We start from the raw sequence: 15,794 nt of genomic DNA on the forward strand, positions 1-15,794 counted from the left end.
CCACCTTTGCATTACACTGCCGCAACTTTTTGACAACCTGCGGCCGCCGCCATGTTCCTGCGCGTCCCCCGACATGCCGTCGCCGCCTACCTGGGCCTGCTGGCGGTCCTGCTGCTCTTCCTGGCGCCACCCCTGGCCCGCGCCTTGGCGCCCATGCCGCAGGCCATGCCTTGCCATGAGCTGCAACCCCAGCCGGCCAACCAGGGCCATATGGGCGCCCTCTCCCGCGCCTGTGGCTATTGCGATTTGCTGCTGCAGCTGCCCTTTGTGCTCTGGCGCGCCCCCAGCCTGCTGCCCCTGGCGCCGCTGCCCCTGCGAACCTCAACCTTGCTCTGGCAGCCGCCTCGTCCAGTCAGTCGACTCTGGTTCATCCTGCACCCGCAGCCACCTCCCCACCCTCCTGCGCCAGAGCCAACATGACAATGGCGGCACAGTCCGCCTCCTTTGACGATTCTGCGATGGAAGAACCATGTCCGTATCCCATTCCACGGCGTCGCCTGGTGACGCCCTGTGGCAGCTGATCCGCCGGCTGCACTTTTACATCGGCCTGTTTGTCGGGCCCTTCATTCTGGTGGCCGCCCTCACGGGCACCCTGTATGTGCTGACCCCGCAGCTGGAAAGCTGGCTCTATCGGGACGCCCTCACCAGCACACCCCAGGCAGAGGTTCAGCCTCTGGCCCGCCAGGTGGCCGTTGCCCGGCAACGGCTGGGTGAGGCGGCCAGGATAGTGGCGGTGCGCCCGGCCCCCGGCCCCCACGACACCACCCGGGTGCTGTTCAGCGACCCGGCCCTGGCGGCCGGTGAATCCCGCGCCCTGTTCATCGATCCCTACAGCCTGCAGATCAAGGGCGATCTGACAGTCTACGGCACCTCCGGGATCCTGCCCCTGCGCCTGTGGCTGGATAAGCTGCACCGCAGCCTGCTGCTGGGTGAGCCGGGACGGGCCTATAGCGAGCTGGCCGCCTCCTGGTTGTGGGTGGCCGCCCTGGGAGGCCTGGTGCTGTGGCAGGGGCAGCGGGCCCGGCGGCGCAACGGCGTGCTGCAGGCCCGCCACTGGCACCAGCAACTGGGATTGCTGCTGCTGGCCGGGCTGCTGTTCTTCTCAGCCACCGGCCTGACCTGGTCCCGCTGGGCCGGCGGCAATATCGCTCTGCTGCGGGCCCAGCTTGGCTGGCTGACGCCACAACTGCATAGCCAGCTGGCCGAGCACCACGCCATGCCGGCCCAAGGCGAACATGCCCAGCATATGGCCGACATGACCCTGGCCACCGGCAACCCCGTGGATCCGCAATGGGATGCCGTACTGCAGGCGGCCCGCCAGGCGGGTCTGACTACCGGGCGGCTGGAGCTAAAGCCGCCCAAGGCCGCCGATCAGGCCTGGATCGTCAACGAGATAGACAGGCGCTGGCCCACCCGGGTGGACGGGGTGGCGGTACATCCCCAGAGTCTGGCGATCCTGGATCGCACCCGCTTCGCCGAGTTTCCCCTGGTGGCCAAGCTCACCCGCTGGGGCATAGACGCCCACATGGGGGTGCTGTTTGGCCTGCCCAATCAGCTGCTGCTGGTGGCCTTCGGCCTGGGACTCTGTGGCCTCATACTGCTGGGTTACCGCATCTGGTGGCTCAAGCGCCCCGCCCCCGGTCGCCAGGCCCCGCTGCGCACCCTGGCCTCGGCCTGGCTGGCCCTGGGGGGTATGGGTCGCGGTCTGTCGATCCTGCTGGCCCTGGCACTGGGCTGGGCCTTACCGGTGCTCGGCGTCAGCCTGCTGATCTTCTTGCTGCTGGATAGCCTGCGCTGGTGGCGGCTGGCCCGTCGATCATTGGCAACCGCCTGATGCCCCTCAAGCCCCGCAGTGCGGGGCTTGATTGCCAGACAGCTACCGGCACAGCCCGTCCGCCCCAGGTTCCTCAACCTGAAACACCTGTTTGATCAGTGGCTTGGGAATGAAGATGGCCACCAGATGGGCTCAATCCAGGCGAAACGGCACAGGAGTGCGCAAAAAGTCGCCGGATGGCAGGGCGGATTGCATAAAACGGTTGACCTGACAGGGGAAAATCCGTTTAATGGCGCGCGCCGCACAAGGCAACGCGCTTCCTCCTTAGTTCAGTCGGTAGAACGGCGGACTGTTAATCCGTATGTCGCTGGTTCAAGTCCAGCAGGAGGAGCCAAATTCCATGAAAAGCCCGTCATCCCTGATGACGGGCTTTTTGTTTGCCTGGCGAGGCAAAAGATGCAAGTTAATGAAAAGTAACGTCAAGGTTGTGAAGCTTGCCAACTGACCCGGCCATAGCGTGATCTGTTCAGCAGTTACTAAATTAGACTTTAGTAATGTTTAATATATTGATCCAGGTCAGTCTGCCGTCCCCCTCCCGCCCTACTATGGCGCCATAGGTTTAGGCCAGGGATCGCCTCTTGCCGTCCACTTATCCCGTGCCGAAACCGCCTAGATTCCTTCAACCTTGAGACACTTCAATGCAGCACAAGACGCTTCTGGGCCTGGGCGCCCTCGGCCTTTGCCTGGCCGCCGGGCCCGCACTGGCCACCAACGGCATGATCTCCCACGGCTACAGTCCGCTGGACAAGGCGGTGGCTGGCGCCACCACCGCCTACCACTTCGATGCCCTGGTCACCGCCACCAACCCCGCGGGCCTGGCCTTCGTGGACGACAGCCTGGTGGCGGGTGTCTCCCTGTTTATGCCGGATCGGCATTACAGCTCGGCCGGCGACGCCAGCCCGCTGTTTGCCATCGGCCCCCAGCAGATCCAAAGCAGTGGCGATCTGTTTGTCATCCCGGCCATGGCGTGGGCCTACCGGCTGGATGAGCGGCAGACCCTGGGGCTGGCCCTGTATGGCAATGGCGGCATGAATACCCGCTACGAGGGCGGCTCCGCCACCCTGTTCGATGCCAACGGCAACAGCATGACACTGCCGGGTACCTTCGGCGACGGCACCGCCGGCGTCGATCTCAAGCAGATGTTCATCAACGCCACCTACGCCCATCAGTTCAAGGACGATCAGGCCCTGGCCCTGAGCCTGCTGCTGGCGGGCCAGTCGTTCAAGGCCTACGGCATCAGCAACTTTGCCGGCTTCTCGCTGGATCCGGATCATCTCTCCGACCAGGGCACCGACTATGCCTACGGGGTAGGGGTCAAGCTGGGCTATCAGGGCAAGCTGACCGATGCACTCTGGCTGGGGGCGGCCTATCAGCCGCGGATCCGCATGTCCAATTTCGACAACTACCGTGGTCTGTTCCCGGACGCCGGGCGGTTCGACGTGCCGGCCATGGCCAACCTGGGGCTGGCCTGGCAGGCCAGTGATGCCTGGTTGTGGCTGCTGGATGTGCAACACATCTTCTACTCCGATGTGGCGGCCATCGCCAACACCGCGGACGCCATGTACAGCTGCATGCAGGGGGTGAGCCGCGCCTGCCTGGGAGGCTCCACCAGCACCGGCTTCGGCTGGCAGGACATGACGGTCTACAAGCTGGGACTGCAGTATCAGCAGGCGGATTGGTCGCTGCGCGCCGGTATCAGCTATGGCAAGAGCCCGATCCGTGACAGCGAGATACTGTTCAACATCCTTTCCCCCGGCCTCATCGAGTGGCACTACACCCTGGGAGCCAGTTATCAGATCAGCGATAGCCTGAGCCTGCATGGCAGCTATATGTATGCACCGAGCAACAGTCTGAGTGGCCGCAACAGTCTCTCCGGCCAGGCCGAGGGCAGCCAGAGCCAGACCCTCACCATCGCCATGTCCCAGCAGGAGCTGGATCTGGGGCTAAGCTGGCGCTTCTAGCCGCTGACGGCGGCCGGACTCCCCCGGCCGCCTTAAGGTAGATTTAAGCAAACGTAAAGATACTGCAACCTGACCCCGTGGAGCGGGCGCCTCAGAGGGAGGCGGGCCACGGGAACAGGAGTATTGCATGCGTCTGTCCGTCGGAGCCGTCAGCCTCAATCTGTGCCTGGCCCTCTACTTCACCCTGGTGCTAAACCTGCCGATCCTGAGCCACTTCTACCGGATCCTGAGTGGGCTGCCCCATTACGACGCCGGCTTTGCCCTCTCCATCCCGCTGGTGCTGCTGGCCGCCCTGAATCTGGTGTTTCTGCCCTTTAGCTGGCGCCCGCTGCAAAAGGGCTTCTTCTTCGTGCTGTTGCTGCTCTCCTCCGTGGTGAGCTACGCCATGTTCAACTACGGGGTGATCTTCGACGCCACCATGGTGCAGAACATAGTGGAGACCAACACGGGCGAGGCCTCCGCCTACCTCAATGCCTCCGTGCTGGGCTGGGTGGTCCTCACCGGCCTGCTGCCAGGTTTGCTGCTGCTGAGCGTCAAGGCCCGGCCGTCGGCCAAGCCCTGGCATGGCCTGGCACGCCGCCTGGGCTCGGGGCTGGTATCCGTGCTGGTGATCGGTCTGGTCGCCGCCGGCTACTACAAGGACTACGCCTCCGTCGGGCGCAACAATCCGCACCTGAACCGGGAAATCGTGCCCAGCAGCTACCTCTACTCCGGCTTCCGCTATGTGCAGAATACCTACTTCAGCCAGCCACAACCCTTCGTCCAGATAGGCACAGACGCCAAGCAAAAAACCACCCCCAACGCCAAACCCAGCCTGATGATACTGGTGGTAGGGGAGACGGCCCGGGCACAGAACTACGCCTTGAATGGCTACCCGCGCCCCACCAATCCCTTCACTCAGGATCTGGGGGTGATCAGCTTCCAGCAGGTGCGCTCCTGCGGTACCGCCACCGCCGTCTCCGTGCCCTGCATGTTCTCCAACATGACCCGTGACAACTACAGCGATAGCCGCGCCAAGCACCAGGAAGGCCTGTTGGACGTGCTGCAGCATGCCGGCGTGACCCTGAGCTGGCGGGAGAACGACGGCGGCTGCAAGGGGGTCTGCGACCGCATCCCCCATGAGCAGATGCCCAAGGATGACCCCACCCTGTGCGATGGCGAAAGCTGCCACGACGAGGTGCTGCTCAAGGGGCTGGCGGACAGCCTGGCCGACCCCAAGGGCAATACCCTGGTGACCCTGCACCTGATGGGCAGCCACGGCCCCACCTACTTTCAGCGCTATCCGGACTCGGCCCGCTACTTCACCCCGGACTGTCCGCGCAGCGACATCGAAAACTGCAGTCAGGAGGCGTTGATCAACACCTATGACAACAGCCTGCGCTACACAGACCAGGTGCTGGCCCAGCTGATCAAGACCCTGCAGGGACTGTCGGATCGCTATGACACCGCCCTGCTCTATCTGTCGGATCACGGTGAATCCCTGGGGGAGAAGGGCCTCTACCTGCACGGTACCCCCTATGCCATGGCCCCCAGTGAGCAGACCCATGTGCCCATGATTGGCTGGTTCTCCCCCGCCTTTGCCCAGGAGAAGTCCCTGGATCTGGGCTGCCTGCGGCAGGAGGCCCAGCAGGGCAAGTTCTCCCAGGACAACCTGTTTCACTCCATCCTGGGGCTGATGGACGTCACCACCCAGGAGTATCAGTCGCAACTGGATCTGTTCCACCCCTGCCGGCTGGGCTGAGATTGATTCAGCCTGGGTTATGGCGAGCGGCCACCGCTAAGGTTAGACTCGGAAAAACCCAGGCAATCAAAGGAGTTTCCCATGGTGGTCTCACGAAACCTGACCTCAGTCGCCCTCTTGAGCAGCGGCCTGCTGCTGACGGGGGCCGCCCAGGCCCAATCCGATGTCAGCATGTTCCCGCCGGCGGCAGAGGGTCAGCAGCGGCTGGTGATCCTGCTGCCCAAGCTGGACAAGGAGCAGGACGTCAAGGTGGAAATCCAGCTGGCCAAGGCCATGGAGGTGGATTGCAACCGCCAGCGCCTCGGCGGCGATCTTAGCCAGCAGAGCCTCAAGGGCTGGGGCTACTCCTACCATGTGCTGGATAAGGTGTCCCCGCCCATGAGCACCATGATGGCCTGCCCGGACAAGACCAAGCATGAGGCCATGGTGCCCGTGATGGGCCAGGGCTACCTGCTGGACTACAACAGCCGCCTGCCCCTGGTGATCTATGTGCCGGCGGATCTGAGCGTCAGCTACCGCCTCTGGCAAGCCGGTGACAGCCAGCCCGCCCCCCAGGGGTAGAACCTCCACTCAACATGAAAGAAGGCGCTCCTTACGAGCGCCTTCTTGTTCCGACTTGTCTGACTCAGGCTCAGGGCATCTGCTGAGCCAGGAAGCTCTGCGCATCCGCCTGCTGCAGGAAGAAATGTCCCTGCCAGCTGCTGAAATGCCCCGCCACCGGATCTATCACATCGCCATTGGGTAGCCAGGGGCTGATAAACCACTGGGCGTAAGCGTCATACCAGGCCCAAGGCGTCTCGACCACTGGCTGCAACAGCACCAGTGAGCCGGCGGCATCCTTGATGATCCAGCCGGAATGGCCGGCGGCATCCAGACCGCCATCCACCAGCTGCAGGCTCAGCAACTGCCAGCTGCCCCAGCTCTCGTCCTCGGTGATCACAGGCCAGTTGGTGACCCAGTACCAGGTGCGCGGGCTGCCATCGGCGGCGTAACGGAAGGAGCGACTGAGCAGGCCGCCGTTGTAATCGGACAGGCCTGGCAGAGCCTCGGCATCAATCTCCGCCAACGCCACCCCGGCCTGGCGCAGGGCCTCCACCTGACCGGGCAGATCGGCCACCAGCTGGCTGCCCCACTCGGCGAAGCGGTGGCCCACCCAGAGATCGTTGGCTTCTTTGCGGTAGATCTTGTAGTCCTGCCCCTGGTCATCCAGGGTGAAGGGGTGATCCGCCAACGCATAATGGTGCCAGGTGGAAAACTCCCGGGTTTCGTCATCCCCCACCTGACGCTGTACCGCCTCATAGTCGTTGAACAAGTAGCCGTCCGGATGGTCGGCATCCACCAGTTTGCCGTTCGTGGCGCTGTCACTGCCGTAATCCAGCAGGTAGCGGGCCCCCCGCAGGGTCACCTGATCCGGCGCCTCACCGCGGATGGTTTCGTGTTCGTACCAGTAGGCGGCTCGTTCGCTGCGATTCCAGTTGTAATCGGCATACTCCTCGAACACCTCATCCTGGGGATTGGCCCACACGGGTTGGGCCACCCTTTCTATCACGCGTCCATCCGGGTGGGTTTCCGTCTGATAGATCTCGTTATAGCTGCCGTCCGCCGCCCAATCCCGCAGCTGGAACACCAGGCTGCCGCCGTCGCTCAAGGGGCGAGTCACATCCAGCTGGGCATAGTGGGGCAGGCTGCTGGCCGGGTCAAAATTGGCCATGTCAGGCCACTCGTACTCCACAAAGCAACCCAGGGCATCCCCATCCTGCTCCTCGGCCCAGGGGCACAGGCTGCGGCTGGCGCCGGCCTGTCCCACCACCTGCAGCTTGTGCTGGATAAAGTCCACCTGGCCATAATTGCCCGCCGCCACCTGCGCCGCCAGATCGCCACCATCGTATTCCCGGTTGCTGCGATCCACCCCATCGGCAATGCCCTCCACCAGGGGATCGGTTTCGTCGTAATAGTGCCAGCTCTCCTCGCCGGCCGCGCCGATCTGCCCCTGGGCATAGACCTGGCCCTGCTGCTTGAGCTGGTTGTCGCGGTTGTAGTCCTTCTGCCAATGGGCCTGCTCCTGGTAACTACCATCGCTCTGGCGCACCAGCAGCCGTTCCGCCACCTCCTGCTGGGAGGGCTCGCCGTCCAGGTAGACGTAATCCTGGGCCACCGGATCCCAGTCATAACTGACCCAGGTCTCGCTGATGCGCTGATGGCCATCGTTAAAGGTCTCGGTCAGCCGGCTGCCCAGCAGGCGAATGGTGCGGGCATCCCCCAGATAGTCCTGCAGCAGCACCTTGACCTCATCCAGGCTCTCCTGCCGATCCGCTACCGACTTGGCCGCATCCTGGGGATAGGCATCGCCGTTATCCCCTACCCCATCGCCGTCAGAATCCCGGCTCTCGCTGGCATCCTCGGCAAAGGCATCGCCATGGTCGCCCACCCCGTCACCATCCGTGTCGGCACTCTCGCTGGCGTCCTGCGGGAAGGCGTCGGCATGGTCACCCACCCCGTCGCCATCGCTGTCGGCACTCTCGCTGGCGTCCTGCGGGAAGGCATCGCCATGGTCACCCACCCCGTCGCCATCGGTGTCAGCGCTCTCGCTGGCGTCCTGCGGGAAGGCATCGCCATGGTCACCCACCCCATCGCCATCGCTGTCGGCACTCTCGTCAGGATCCAGCGGGAAGGCATCCGCATTGTCCCCCACCCCATCGCCATCGGTGTCGGCATGCTCGTCAGGATCCAGCGGAAAGGCATCCTGCTCATCGGCAGTGCCGTCATTGTCGCTGTCCTGCATGACCACCAGGACACCCTCCTGGCTGTGCACCCGTATGCTCTGGGGATCCGTCTGCTCATCCAGCGGATGATCCGCCAGATACTGCGCCAGCGCCTGCCCCATCTGGGCGCCCTGATCCAGCAGGGTCTCGCCGTCACTCTCGGCCAGTGTCTCAGGCAGCAGGGCGGCCAGATTCAGGGCATAGATCTGGGCCTGGGTGTGCCCCTGGGCCAGAAAGTCCCCCAGCAGTGCCGTCTCGTCCAGCCCCAGCTGGCCGGCCACCTGCGCAAGGGCGGCAGTCAAGTCGCCATCCCCTTGCTGTTGCAGCTGCTGCGCCACCAGGGTGGACAGCGGGGTCACCACCGTCTGCCCGGCCGGCGCCACCATGACGAAGCTGCGGGTCAGGGTCTCGGGCGTCGCCGTACCATCCCCCAGATCCTGGGTCTGGCCGGCGATGGCCTGCACCAGCAGGCGGTACTGGCTGGGGTCGGGCACCCCGGTCACCGTCAGGCTGGCCCGCCCCGTGGCGTCCGTGGTGGCTTGGGGCTCATCCTCATCCAGCTGGCTGTCGCCATCCAGATCCAGCCAGACCAGCGCCTGGCTCAGGTAACCGTCGATGGCGGTCACCTCCAGGCTCTGGCTGCTGCGGTCGTTATCGCTACCGCCACAGCCCGCCAGGGCCAGCGCCAGAGCCAAGGCGCTGAGCGACCGGCCGGGAATAGCATAAAAGCGAAGAGAAGGCTGCTTGCACATGGGATCACTCCTTGATGATTTCTCCATGGCAACCCTAGCGCAGCCCGTTGGCGGCCGACTCACCCAAATGGGGGAGGCGCCGCTATGGTTATGGGCTTAACTGCACCGGCAGCCGCCGGGGCCCCCAGCGGCCCGGCTCAGGTTCGAAGCACCCGGCCAGGGGGCGTCCGCAGTGGGGGCAGGTGCCGGTCGGACTCAAGCCCCAGTGACTCAGCCGATAGCCCTCCCGCTCGATCAGCAGAGCGCCGCAGCCGGCGCAGCGGGTCTGGCCGCCGGCCCGCTCACTGCAGTTGCCCAGATAGACGTGCCTGAGCCCGGCCTGCTGGGCGATGGCCCTGGCCTGCTGCAGGCTGGCCAAGGGGGTGGCCGGGATGTCCTGCAGGTGAAAGTCCGGATGAAAGGCGGTGAAATGCAGCGGCACCTCGTCCCCCAACTCATCGTGGATCCAGCGGCACATGGCCGCCAGCTCCGCCGGATCGTCGTTGAGCCCCGGGATCAGCAAGGTGGTGATCTCAAGCCACACCTCGGTCTGCCGGTGCAGGTAGCGCAGGGTGTCCAGCACCGGAGCCAGGTGACCGCCGCAGATCTGGTGGTAGAAGTCTTCGCTGAATCCCTTGAGATCCACATTGGCCGCATCCATGGCGGCGAAGAATTCGACCCTGGGCTCGGGCTCTATGTAGCCGGCGGTCACCGCCACAGTCGCGATCCCGGCGGCATGGCAGGCCGCCGCCACATCCAGGGCATATTCCATGAAGATCACGGGATCGTTGTAGGTGAAGGCGATGCTGCGACAGCCCAGCTGCTGGGCCAGCCGGACCAGCTGCGCCGGCGAGGCCGCATCACACAGGGTGTCCTGCTCCCGGGACTTGCTGATCGCCCAGTTCTGGCAGAACTTGCAGGTGAGGTTGCAGCCGGCGGTGCCGAAGGAGAGCACGGGAGTGCCCGGCAGAAAGTGATTCAGAGGCTTCTTCTCGATGGGGTCGACGCAAAAGCCGCTGGAGCGCCCATAACTGGTGAGCACTATCTGGCCATCCTGCGCCTGACGCACATAACAGACCCCGCGCTTGCCGTCCCGCAGCAGGCAGTGGCGAGGACAGAGGGTGCACTCGACCCGGCCATCGGCATGCCGCAACCAGTAGCGGGTAGCATGAGAGTCCTGCATAACGCCTCCAATCCGAGGAGCAACACTATAATTGTAGGATTCCCTGACCCAGGAGGGCCCATGCAGACGCTCAGAGCCGCCGCCGTGGCCGGCACCTTCTACCCGGCCAACCCCATCCTGCTGCGCGAGCAAATTACTCTCTGGTGCCGGGAGGGAGACGCCCCCACCCTGCCCAGACCGGTGCGCGCCCTGCTGCTACCCCATGCCGGTTACTGCTACTCCGGCGCCATCGCCGCCGCCGGTATCCGCCTGCTGCCCAAGCAGGGGATAAAACGGGTACTGATCCTCTGTCCGGCTCACCATGTCTACCTGCGCGGCATGGCCCTCTCCTCGGCGGAGCGTTTCGCCACGCCCCTGGGGGAGATCCCCCTGGACAGAGCCGCATTGGCCGGACTCAGCCATCTGCCGGGGGTGCAGATCAACGACGAGGCCCACCGCTTCGAACATGCCATCGAGGTGCAGCTGCCCTTCTTGCAACAACAGCTGGGGGATTTCAGCCTGCTGCCGGTGGTGGTGGGCGAAACCAGCCCTTCGGCGGTGGCCGGGCTGCTGGAGGCACTGATGAACGAGCAGACCCTGCTCATCATCAGCAGCGATCTCTCCCATTACCTGAGCTGGCAGCAGGCGCGGGAACGGGACGAAGAGACGCTGGCCCAGATCCTGGCCCTCAAGGGGGATCTGCAGGGCCAGCAGGCCTGCGGCTGTTTCGCCCTCAACGGCGCCCTGCTGTGGGCTCGCCGCCACAAGCTGCAGGCCAGCCGGCTGGCGGCCGCCAACTCCGGCGATACCGCCGGCGACAAACACAGAGTGGTGGGTTATGCCGCAATTGCCTTCTATTGAGGCGGCCGAACAGGCCGCCATGCTGGCCCTGGCGCGGGCCACCCTGCAGCATCACTGGCAACGGCAAGAACCGGCACCCACTGCTGTCCTGCCCCACGGTCAGCTGCTGCTGCCCTGCTTCGTCACCCTGCAAAAAGCCGGGCAACTGCGCGGTTGCATCGGCTGCCTGGAGGCCCGCATGCCCCTGGCCCAGGCCATCGCCTACTTCAGCCTGGCGGCCGCCTTCTCGGATCCCCGTTTCGCCCCCTTGAGCCAGGACGAGTTACCGCAGATCCGCATCCACCTCTCCTTGCTGGGCAGCATGACGCCCCTGCCGGCCCATAGCCGCGCCGCCCTGCTGGCGGCCCTCACGCCCGGTGAAGATGGTCTCAAGCTGCAGGACCCGCAGCACCAGGCCACCTTCCTGCCCAGCGTCTGGGAGCAACTGCCCAATCCCGAGGAGTTCGTCGATCAGTTGCTGCGCAAGGGCGGCTGGTCCCAGCACTGGCCGGGGCAGCTGCAGGCCTGGCGTTATCCGAGTCTCAGCTTTGGTGAAGATTGAGTCCAAACCCTTGTTCTATCTGTAACAAGGGGTAACAAGTGATTGGTTGGATCACAGATCCACAGCGCCAATAACAACCGGTTGCATTGTTTGCTGGTAGGCTGCCGCCAACTTAGCTGTCCGGAGCCCCCTATGCGTATCTCCAGCATCGAGGCCATGCGAACCCTGGCCCTGTTGGCTGTGGTGGTGATCCACTCATCCCCCTTCGCCAACCCCTTCGATCCCACCATCTGGCCCGAGCCGCACCAGATCTATCTGGCGGCCCTGTTCAATCAGCTCACCCGCTTTGCCGTTCCGTTTTTCTTCCTGACCGCCGGCTTCTTCTTCGAACCCAAGCTCAAGGGGCCGAACGCCGGAACCGCCCTGTGGCGCTACTGCCGTCCGCTGCTGTTGCTCTGGCTGGTCTGGAGCCTGGTTTACACGCTGGTGCCCTTCGACCCGCCGGCCGTGCTGAGCCAGGGCTACCTGGCCACCATGGCCCCCCAATGGGCCTGGCTGCTGAGCGATACCAACAACCTCTGGGTGGGTGGCATGGTGCACCTCTGGTATCTGCCGGCCCTGGTGCTGGCCATGGGGCTGTGCTGGCTGGCGGAGAAGTTTGGCAAGCTGGAGCTAACCCTGGTGCTGGGCCTGCTGCTCTACCTGCTGGCCCTGCTGGGCGGCTCCTACGCCAAGCCCATACTGGGAGCAGAGTGGTCATTGATGACCCGCAACGGCCCCTTCTTCTCGTTGATCTTTGTCAGCCTCGGCATGCTGGTACGCCGTCATCAGTGGCGCCTGCCCAGTCGGTCGGCCTTCTGGCTGATGGCCGCTGGCGGCCTGGTTTATCTGCTCGAAGGCGCGGCGCTCTATTTCCTGGATGGCATTCCCTTTGGCCGCCATGACTTCCTGCTGGGCAGCCTGCCCTGGAGCCTGGGCCTCTTCCTCTGGCTGCTGGCCAACCCGCGCTGGGGCCAGGGCTCCTGGCTGGAACAACTGGCCCCCAAGGTGCTGGGTCTCTACTGCCTGCACATGCTGCTGGTGATCTGGCTGATGCCCCTGAGTGCCGCCTGGATGTCGCCCTTGTGGGAGGTCTGCAAACCCCAGGTGCTGCTGGCCCTGTCGGTGCTGCTGTACCAGCTGTTGGCCTGGCTGCCGCTCTCCAGCTGGCTGCTGCAAGGCAGACCCTCCGGCTCGTCAACCACCCTGCGCACCGAAAAAGCCCAAGCCGCCAATTGACAAGCCGCGGCAGAACGGGTTTAATGCGCGCCACGCCCGGATAGCTCAGTCGGTAGAGCAGCGGATTGAAAATCCGCGTGTCCTTGGTTCGATTCCGAGTCCGGGCACCATACAGCACAAGGCCCTGCAGCAATGCAGGGCCTTTTTGCTATGGGCGTCTTGGCGAGTTCTGGTCTCCTGATTTGCTCTCGAAGTAGGATGGTAACTCCATAATTTGCTGGAGAATTTACACCAACACCAAATTTCCTAGCTCACCGCTGCTAGCCCCCAAAAAAAACGTCCGGGTCTACCATCCGACGGCTCGTAGTTTGAGCCCGCGCCCATGGGTTATGCTGGAGCTCGATTATTCTCGGCACGGATGCTCATCATGGGAAAACTACAAGCGCCTCTGGTTGCCAATTTGCTGAACCTGCACGCGTTCTTTGATTACTTCAACCAGCAGGGCATTGCCTGGCAGGCGGTAGCACGCCAGTGCCAGTTCCCTCACCCCGACAATATGGTGCAGTGGCTCACGCTGAGCCAGGTCCTGCGCTTTTTCCAGCGGTTGCCCGAGGCACGCAGTCGGCCCTTGGGGGCGGAAGCTGGGTTGCAGGTGGATCTTGTTCTGCTGGCCCCCAGCTTGATGGTGGCAGAGCGGCAACCCTCCGGACTTGCCGATGGCATTCGTGCGCTGTTGCAGCACCTGCCTAACCTGAGCAGCCATGTGCAGGTGTGGGTCGAGGCGTCGGGCGACGGCTGGCGACTCTGCCATCGAGGGCAGCTGCGACCGGAAACCCCCGGAGTGGAGCAGCTGGAGTGGTTCAGAACCGCCAGCCTGATCCGTTACTGTCAGCACTTTCTGGGCCCCGACTGGTGGCCGGCCTGGCTGGCGCAGAGTTGTCCGGCTCCTGGCTATCCCCTGCCGGAGCCCCTGAGCCGGATACCGACCGACTATGACCAGGCCGTAGCCTCCCTGCCGCTCCCGCTGCCTGAGGATTTTGTGCCACTCCCGCTGCCAGCCGGGCCAACGCCGTTGGCCAGACTGCAGGCGTTGGCCAATACCTATGCCTGCTACCCAGGTTTTACCCTCACCTGGTTTGCCCGGCTGCTGGGCCTCTCCAGTCGCAGCCTGCAGCGCCAGTTGGCCGCGGCCGGTATGACTTTCCGTGACTTGCGGGATCGGGCCCGCCATGAACAGGCCCTCCGCCTGTTGGCGTTACCGGATCTGGCGATGGAAGAGATTGCCTGGCGTTGCGGCTACAGTGATCTGGCCAACTTCAACCGGGCCTTTGTCGGTTGGGCTGGGCTCAGACCGGCCAGCTATCGTCGCTCGGTGACGGAGAAAATTGGCGCGAACTGACCTGACGCTATCGGCATGGTGCACCCTACACTCCAGAGTGAGCCCCCGACACTGGGTTGAATTAGGAAGGAGAAAACCATGTCCCGCAAACGACTATCCGTTCTGCTCGCCGCACTGTTGTCAGCAACCTGCATGACGACCCTGGCCGCCGAAGATGCCCTCACACAAGCATTGAATACCGAAGGAGCGCGCGTGAACCTCCCCGTTAGCGCCGCCAAGACCCCTTTCGACCCGCTCTTTATTCGTCAGGCCAGAGGGGCCTTTAACAATTTCCACTTCCAGATGGGGGGCGATCATGCGCTCTATTACGGCCTGCACCTGGACAACCTGCTGCCTACCGCCGAGGCGGCCCCCAATCCCGAATTCAAAGCCATGCAACGTGCGCTGCGCCCCGAATTGGGGGATATCCAAGTCACCACAGCAAAAGGTCCGCTGAAACTCAGCGACTATGCAGTCTCGCCCCAATACCGCATGCAGGCCATGGTGATGGTGCATAAAGGCAAGGTGGTTTACGAGACCTATCCAGGCATGGCACCCGATGCCCGGCACTTCTCCGCCTCCACCGGCAAGACCCTGGCCGGCCTGGTGGCCGCCCTCCTGGTAAGTGAGGGGAAGGTCGATCCCAAGCTCCCCATCGTCCACTACGTGCCGGAGCTCAAGGGCACCGCCTGGGACCAGGTGACGACCGCCCAAGTCTTGAATATGACCACCGCCATGGATAACGAGGAGACCAAGGCGTCCATCATGCAACCCGACTCCGCCGTGGTCCGTTATTTCGCCTCCATTCTGGGCTCGCCCCGCGCCACCACCGGCAAGAGTGAAGATTGGCTCAGCGTGGCCCGGGATCAGCAACCGCTGGCGGGGGAAAAGCCGGGAGAGCACTTCCGCTACGCCTCCATCAATACCCAGGTCGTCACCCGGTTGATCGAGAATGTGGAACACAAGACCTTTGCCGATGTCTTCGCGGAGCGGGTCTGGTCCAAGGTTTACGCCCGCCGCTCGGCTGCGTTTGCGCTGACCCCCCAGGGGGATGCCCTGCCCGTGGGTATGGTGCTGATCACACCCGAGGATTTTGCCCGCTTCGCCACCCTGTTTACCCCCAGTTGGTCGGCAGTAGCCAGCGAGCAGGTGGTGACACCCAAGGTGCTGGACCTGATATACCAGAACGTGGATCCCAAGCGGTACAATGGCACCACCAAGCAGCAGTCGTCCGTGGATATGTTCAACGACCAGGCTCAGGGCAATGCCTACCAGTTTGACTACATCTGGTCCGATGGCGCCCTGGCCAAGAGTGGCAACCTCAACCAGATGATCTACATGGATCCCAAGCGCGATTTTGCCGCCGTGGTCTTCTCCAGCCTGCCCTACCATTCGGGTTATGGGGAATTCAAAGCCCCGGCCTATTTGCGTGCGGCGGCCAAACAACTGGCTGGCTTCTAGAGAAAAAACCGCCGGCCCGCTCATGACGGCGCGCCATAAAAAACGGGGCACATTCAGTGCCCCGTCCGCTTCTGGCACCCGAGACGACCGCCGTGGATGCCATGGTTCCGTGACCCCGATTACAGGGTGTTCTTATACACAACCCCGTCCTTCATGATGACCACGAAGTTCTTGGCCGGATCCGAAACCAGATCAATATTCTGC

The 15,794-nt window shown here is 63.8% G+C and carries 12 protein-coding genes and 2 tRNA genes; 12 read left to right on the top strand and 2 right to left on the bottom strand.

Annotated features, from left to right (window positions below):
- Window positions 1-51: 51 nt before the first annotated feature.
- The 6 genes from ABD847_RS15090 (at window position 52) to eco (ending at window position 6,097) form a co-directional block, all read left to right on the top strand.
- Window positions 52-420 (top strand): DUF2946 family protein, encoded by a 369-nt coding sequence (locus ABD847_RS15090; RefSeq protein WP_345014499.1) that lies wholly within the window; start codon window positions 52-54, stop codon window positions 418-420.
- 49 nt (window positions 421-469) lie between these two features.
- The gene (locus ABD847_RS15095) at window positions 470-1,834 is read left to right on the top strand and encodes a PepSY-associated TM helix domain-containing protein (RefSeq protein WP_345014500.1); all 1,365 of its coding nucleotides are present in this window, start codon (window positions 470-472) and stop codon (window positions 1,832-1,834) included.
- A gap of 258 nt (window positions 1,835-2,092) precedes the next feature.
- Window positions 2,093-2,168: transfer RNA gene (locus ABD847_RS15100), tRNA-Asn, on the top strand.
- Window positions 2,169-2,472: 304 nt separating this feature from the next.
- Window positions 2,473-3,795, top strand: a complete 1,323-nt coding sequence (locus tag ABD847_RS15105; RefSeq protein ID WP_345014501.1) for an OmpP1/FadL family transporter — start codon at window positions 2,473-2,475, stop codon at window positions 3,793-3,795.
- Between the two features lie 127 nt (window positions 3,796-3,922).
- Entirely contained in the window at window positions 3,923-5,536 is a 1,614-nt protein-coding gene (locus ABD847_RS15110; protein WP_345014502.1) for a phosphoethanolamine transferase, read from the top strand.
- Between the two features lie 81 nt (window positions 5,537-5,617).
- Window positions 5,618-6,097 (top strand): serine protease inhibitor ecotin, encoded by a 480-nt coding sequence (eco, locus tag ABD847_RS15115; RefSeq protein ID WP_345014504.1) that lies wholly within the window; start codon window positions 5,618-5,620, stop codon window positions 6,095-6,097.
- A 70-nt stretch (window positions 6,098-6,167) separates the two neighbouring features.
- Here the strand turns inward: eco and ABD847_RS15120 are convergent, their stop codons facing one another.
- Together ABD847_RS15120 and amrS are read right to left on the bottom strand one after the other, a co-directional pair.
- Window positions 6,168-9,050: a hypothetical protein gene (locus ABD847_RS15120; RefSeq protein ID WP_345014506.1), complete on the bottom strand. Its 2,883-nt coding sequence runs from the start codon at window positions 9,048-9,050 to the stop codon at window positions 6,168-6,170.
- A gap of 88 nt (window positions 9,051-9,138) precedes the next feature.
- Window positions 9,139-10,212, bottom strand: coding sequence for an AmmeMemoRadiSam system radical SAM enzyme (gene amrS / locus ABD847_RS15125; protein WP_345014508.1), 1,074 nt, complete (start codon window positions 10,210-10,212; stop codon window positions 9,139-9,141).
- Window positions 10,213-10,272: 60 nt separating this feature from the next.
- Between amrS and amrB the strand changes: the two genes are divergently transcribed.
- From amrB to ABD847_RS15155, 6 genes are all read left to right on the top strand, one after another.
- Window positions 10,273-11,052: an AmmeMemoRadiSam system protein B gene (gene amrB, locus ABD847_RS15130; RefSeq protein WP_345014510.1), complete on the top strand. Its 780-nt coding sequence runs from the start codon at window positions 10,273-10,275 to the stop codon at window positions 11,050-11,052.
- Window positions 11,030-11,593 (top strand): AmmeMemoRadiSam system protein A, encoded by a 564-nt coding sequence (gene amrA, locus ABD847_RS15135; RefSeq protein ID WP_345014512.1) that lies wholly within the window; start codon window positions 11,030-11,032, stop codon window positions 11,591-11,593. The genes amrB and amrA overlap by 23 nt, the downstream gene beginning before the upstream one ends.
- Window positions 11,594-11,725: 132 nt before the next feature.
- Window positions 11,726-12,811 carry an acyltransferase family protein gene (locus ABD847_RS15140; RefSeq protein ID WP_345014514.1) on the top strand — a complete coding sequence of 362 codons (1,086 nt, stop codon included), beginning with the start codon at window positions 11,726-11,728 and terminating at the stop codon, window positions 12,809-12,811.
- Between the two features lie 34 nt (window positions 12,812-12,845).
- Window positions 12,846-12,921: transfer RNA gene (locus ABD847_RS15145), tRNA-Phe, on the top strand.
- 257 nt (window positions 12,922-13,178) lie between these two features.
- On the top strand, window positions 13,179-14,150 hold the full coding sequence (locus ABD847_RS15150; RefSeq protein ID WP_345014516.1) for an AraC family transcriptional regulator: 972 nt from the start codon (window positions 13,179-13,181) through the stop codon (window positions 14,148-14,150).
- Between the two features lie 192 nt (window positions 14,151-14,342).
- The gene (locus tag ABD847_RS15155; RefSeq protein WP_345014518.1) at window positions 14,343-15,590 is read left to right on the top strand and encodes a serine hydrolase domain-containing protein; all 1,248 of its coding nucleotides are present in this window, start codon (window positions 14,343-14,345) and stop codon (window positions 15,588-15,590) included.
- Window positions 15,591-15,794 lie beyond the last annotated feature (204 nt).

It is taken from the genome of Pseudaeromonas paramecii (assembly GCF_039540575.1).
GTDB classification, from domain to species: domain Bacteria; phylum Pseudomonadota; class Gammaproteobacteria; order Enterobacterales; family Aeromonadaceae; genus Pseudaeromonas; species Pseudaeromonas paramecii.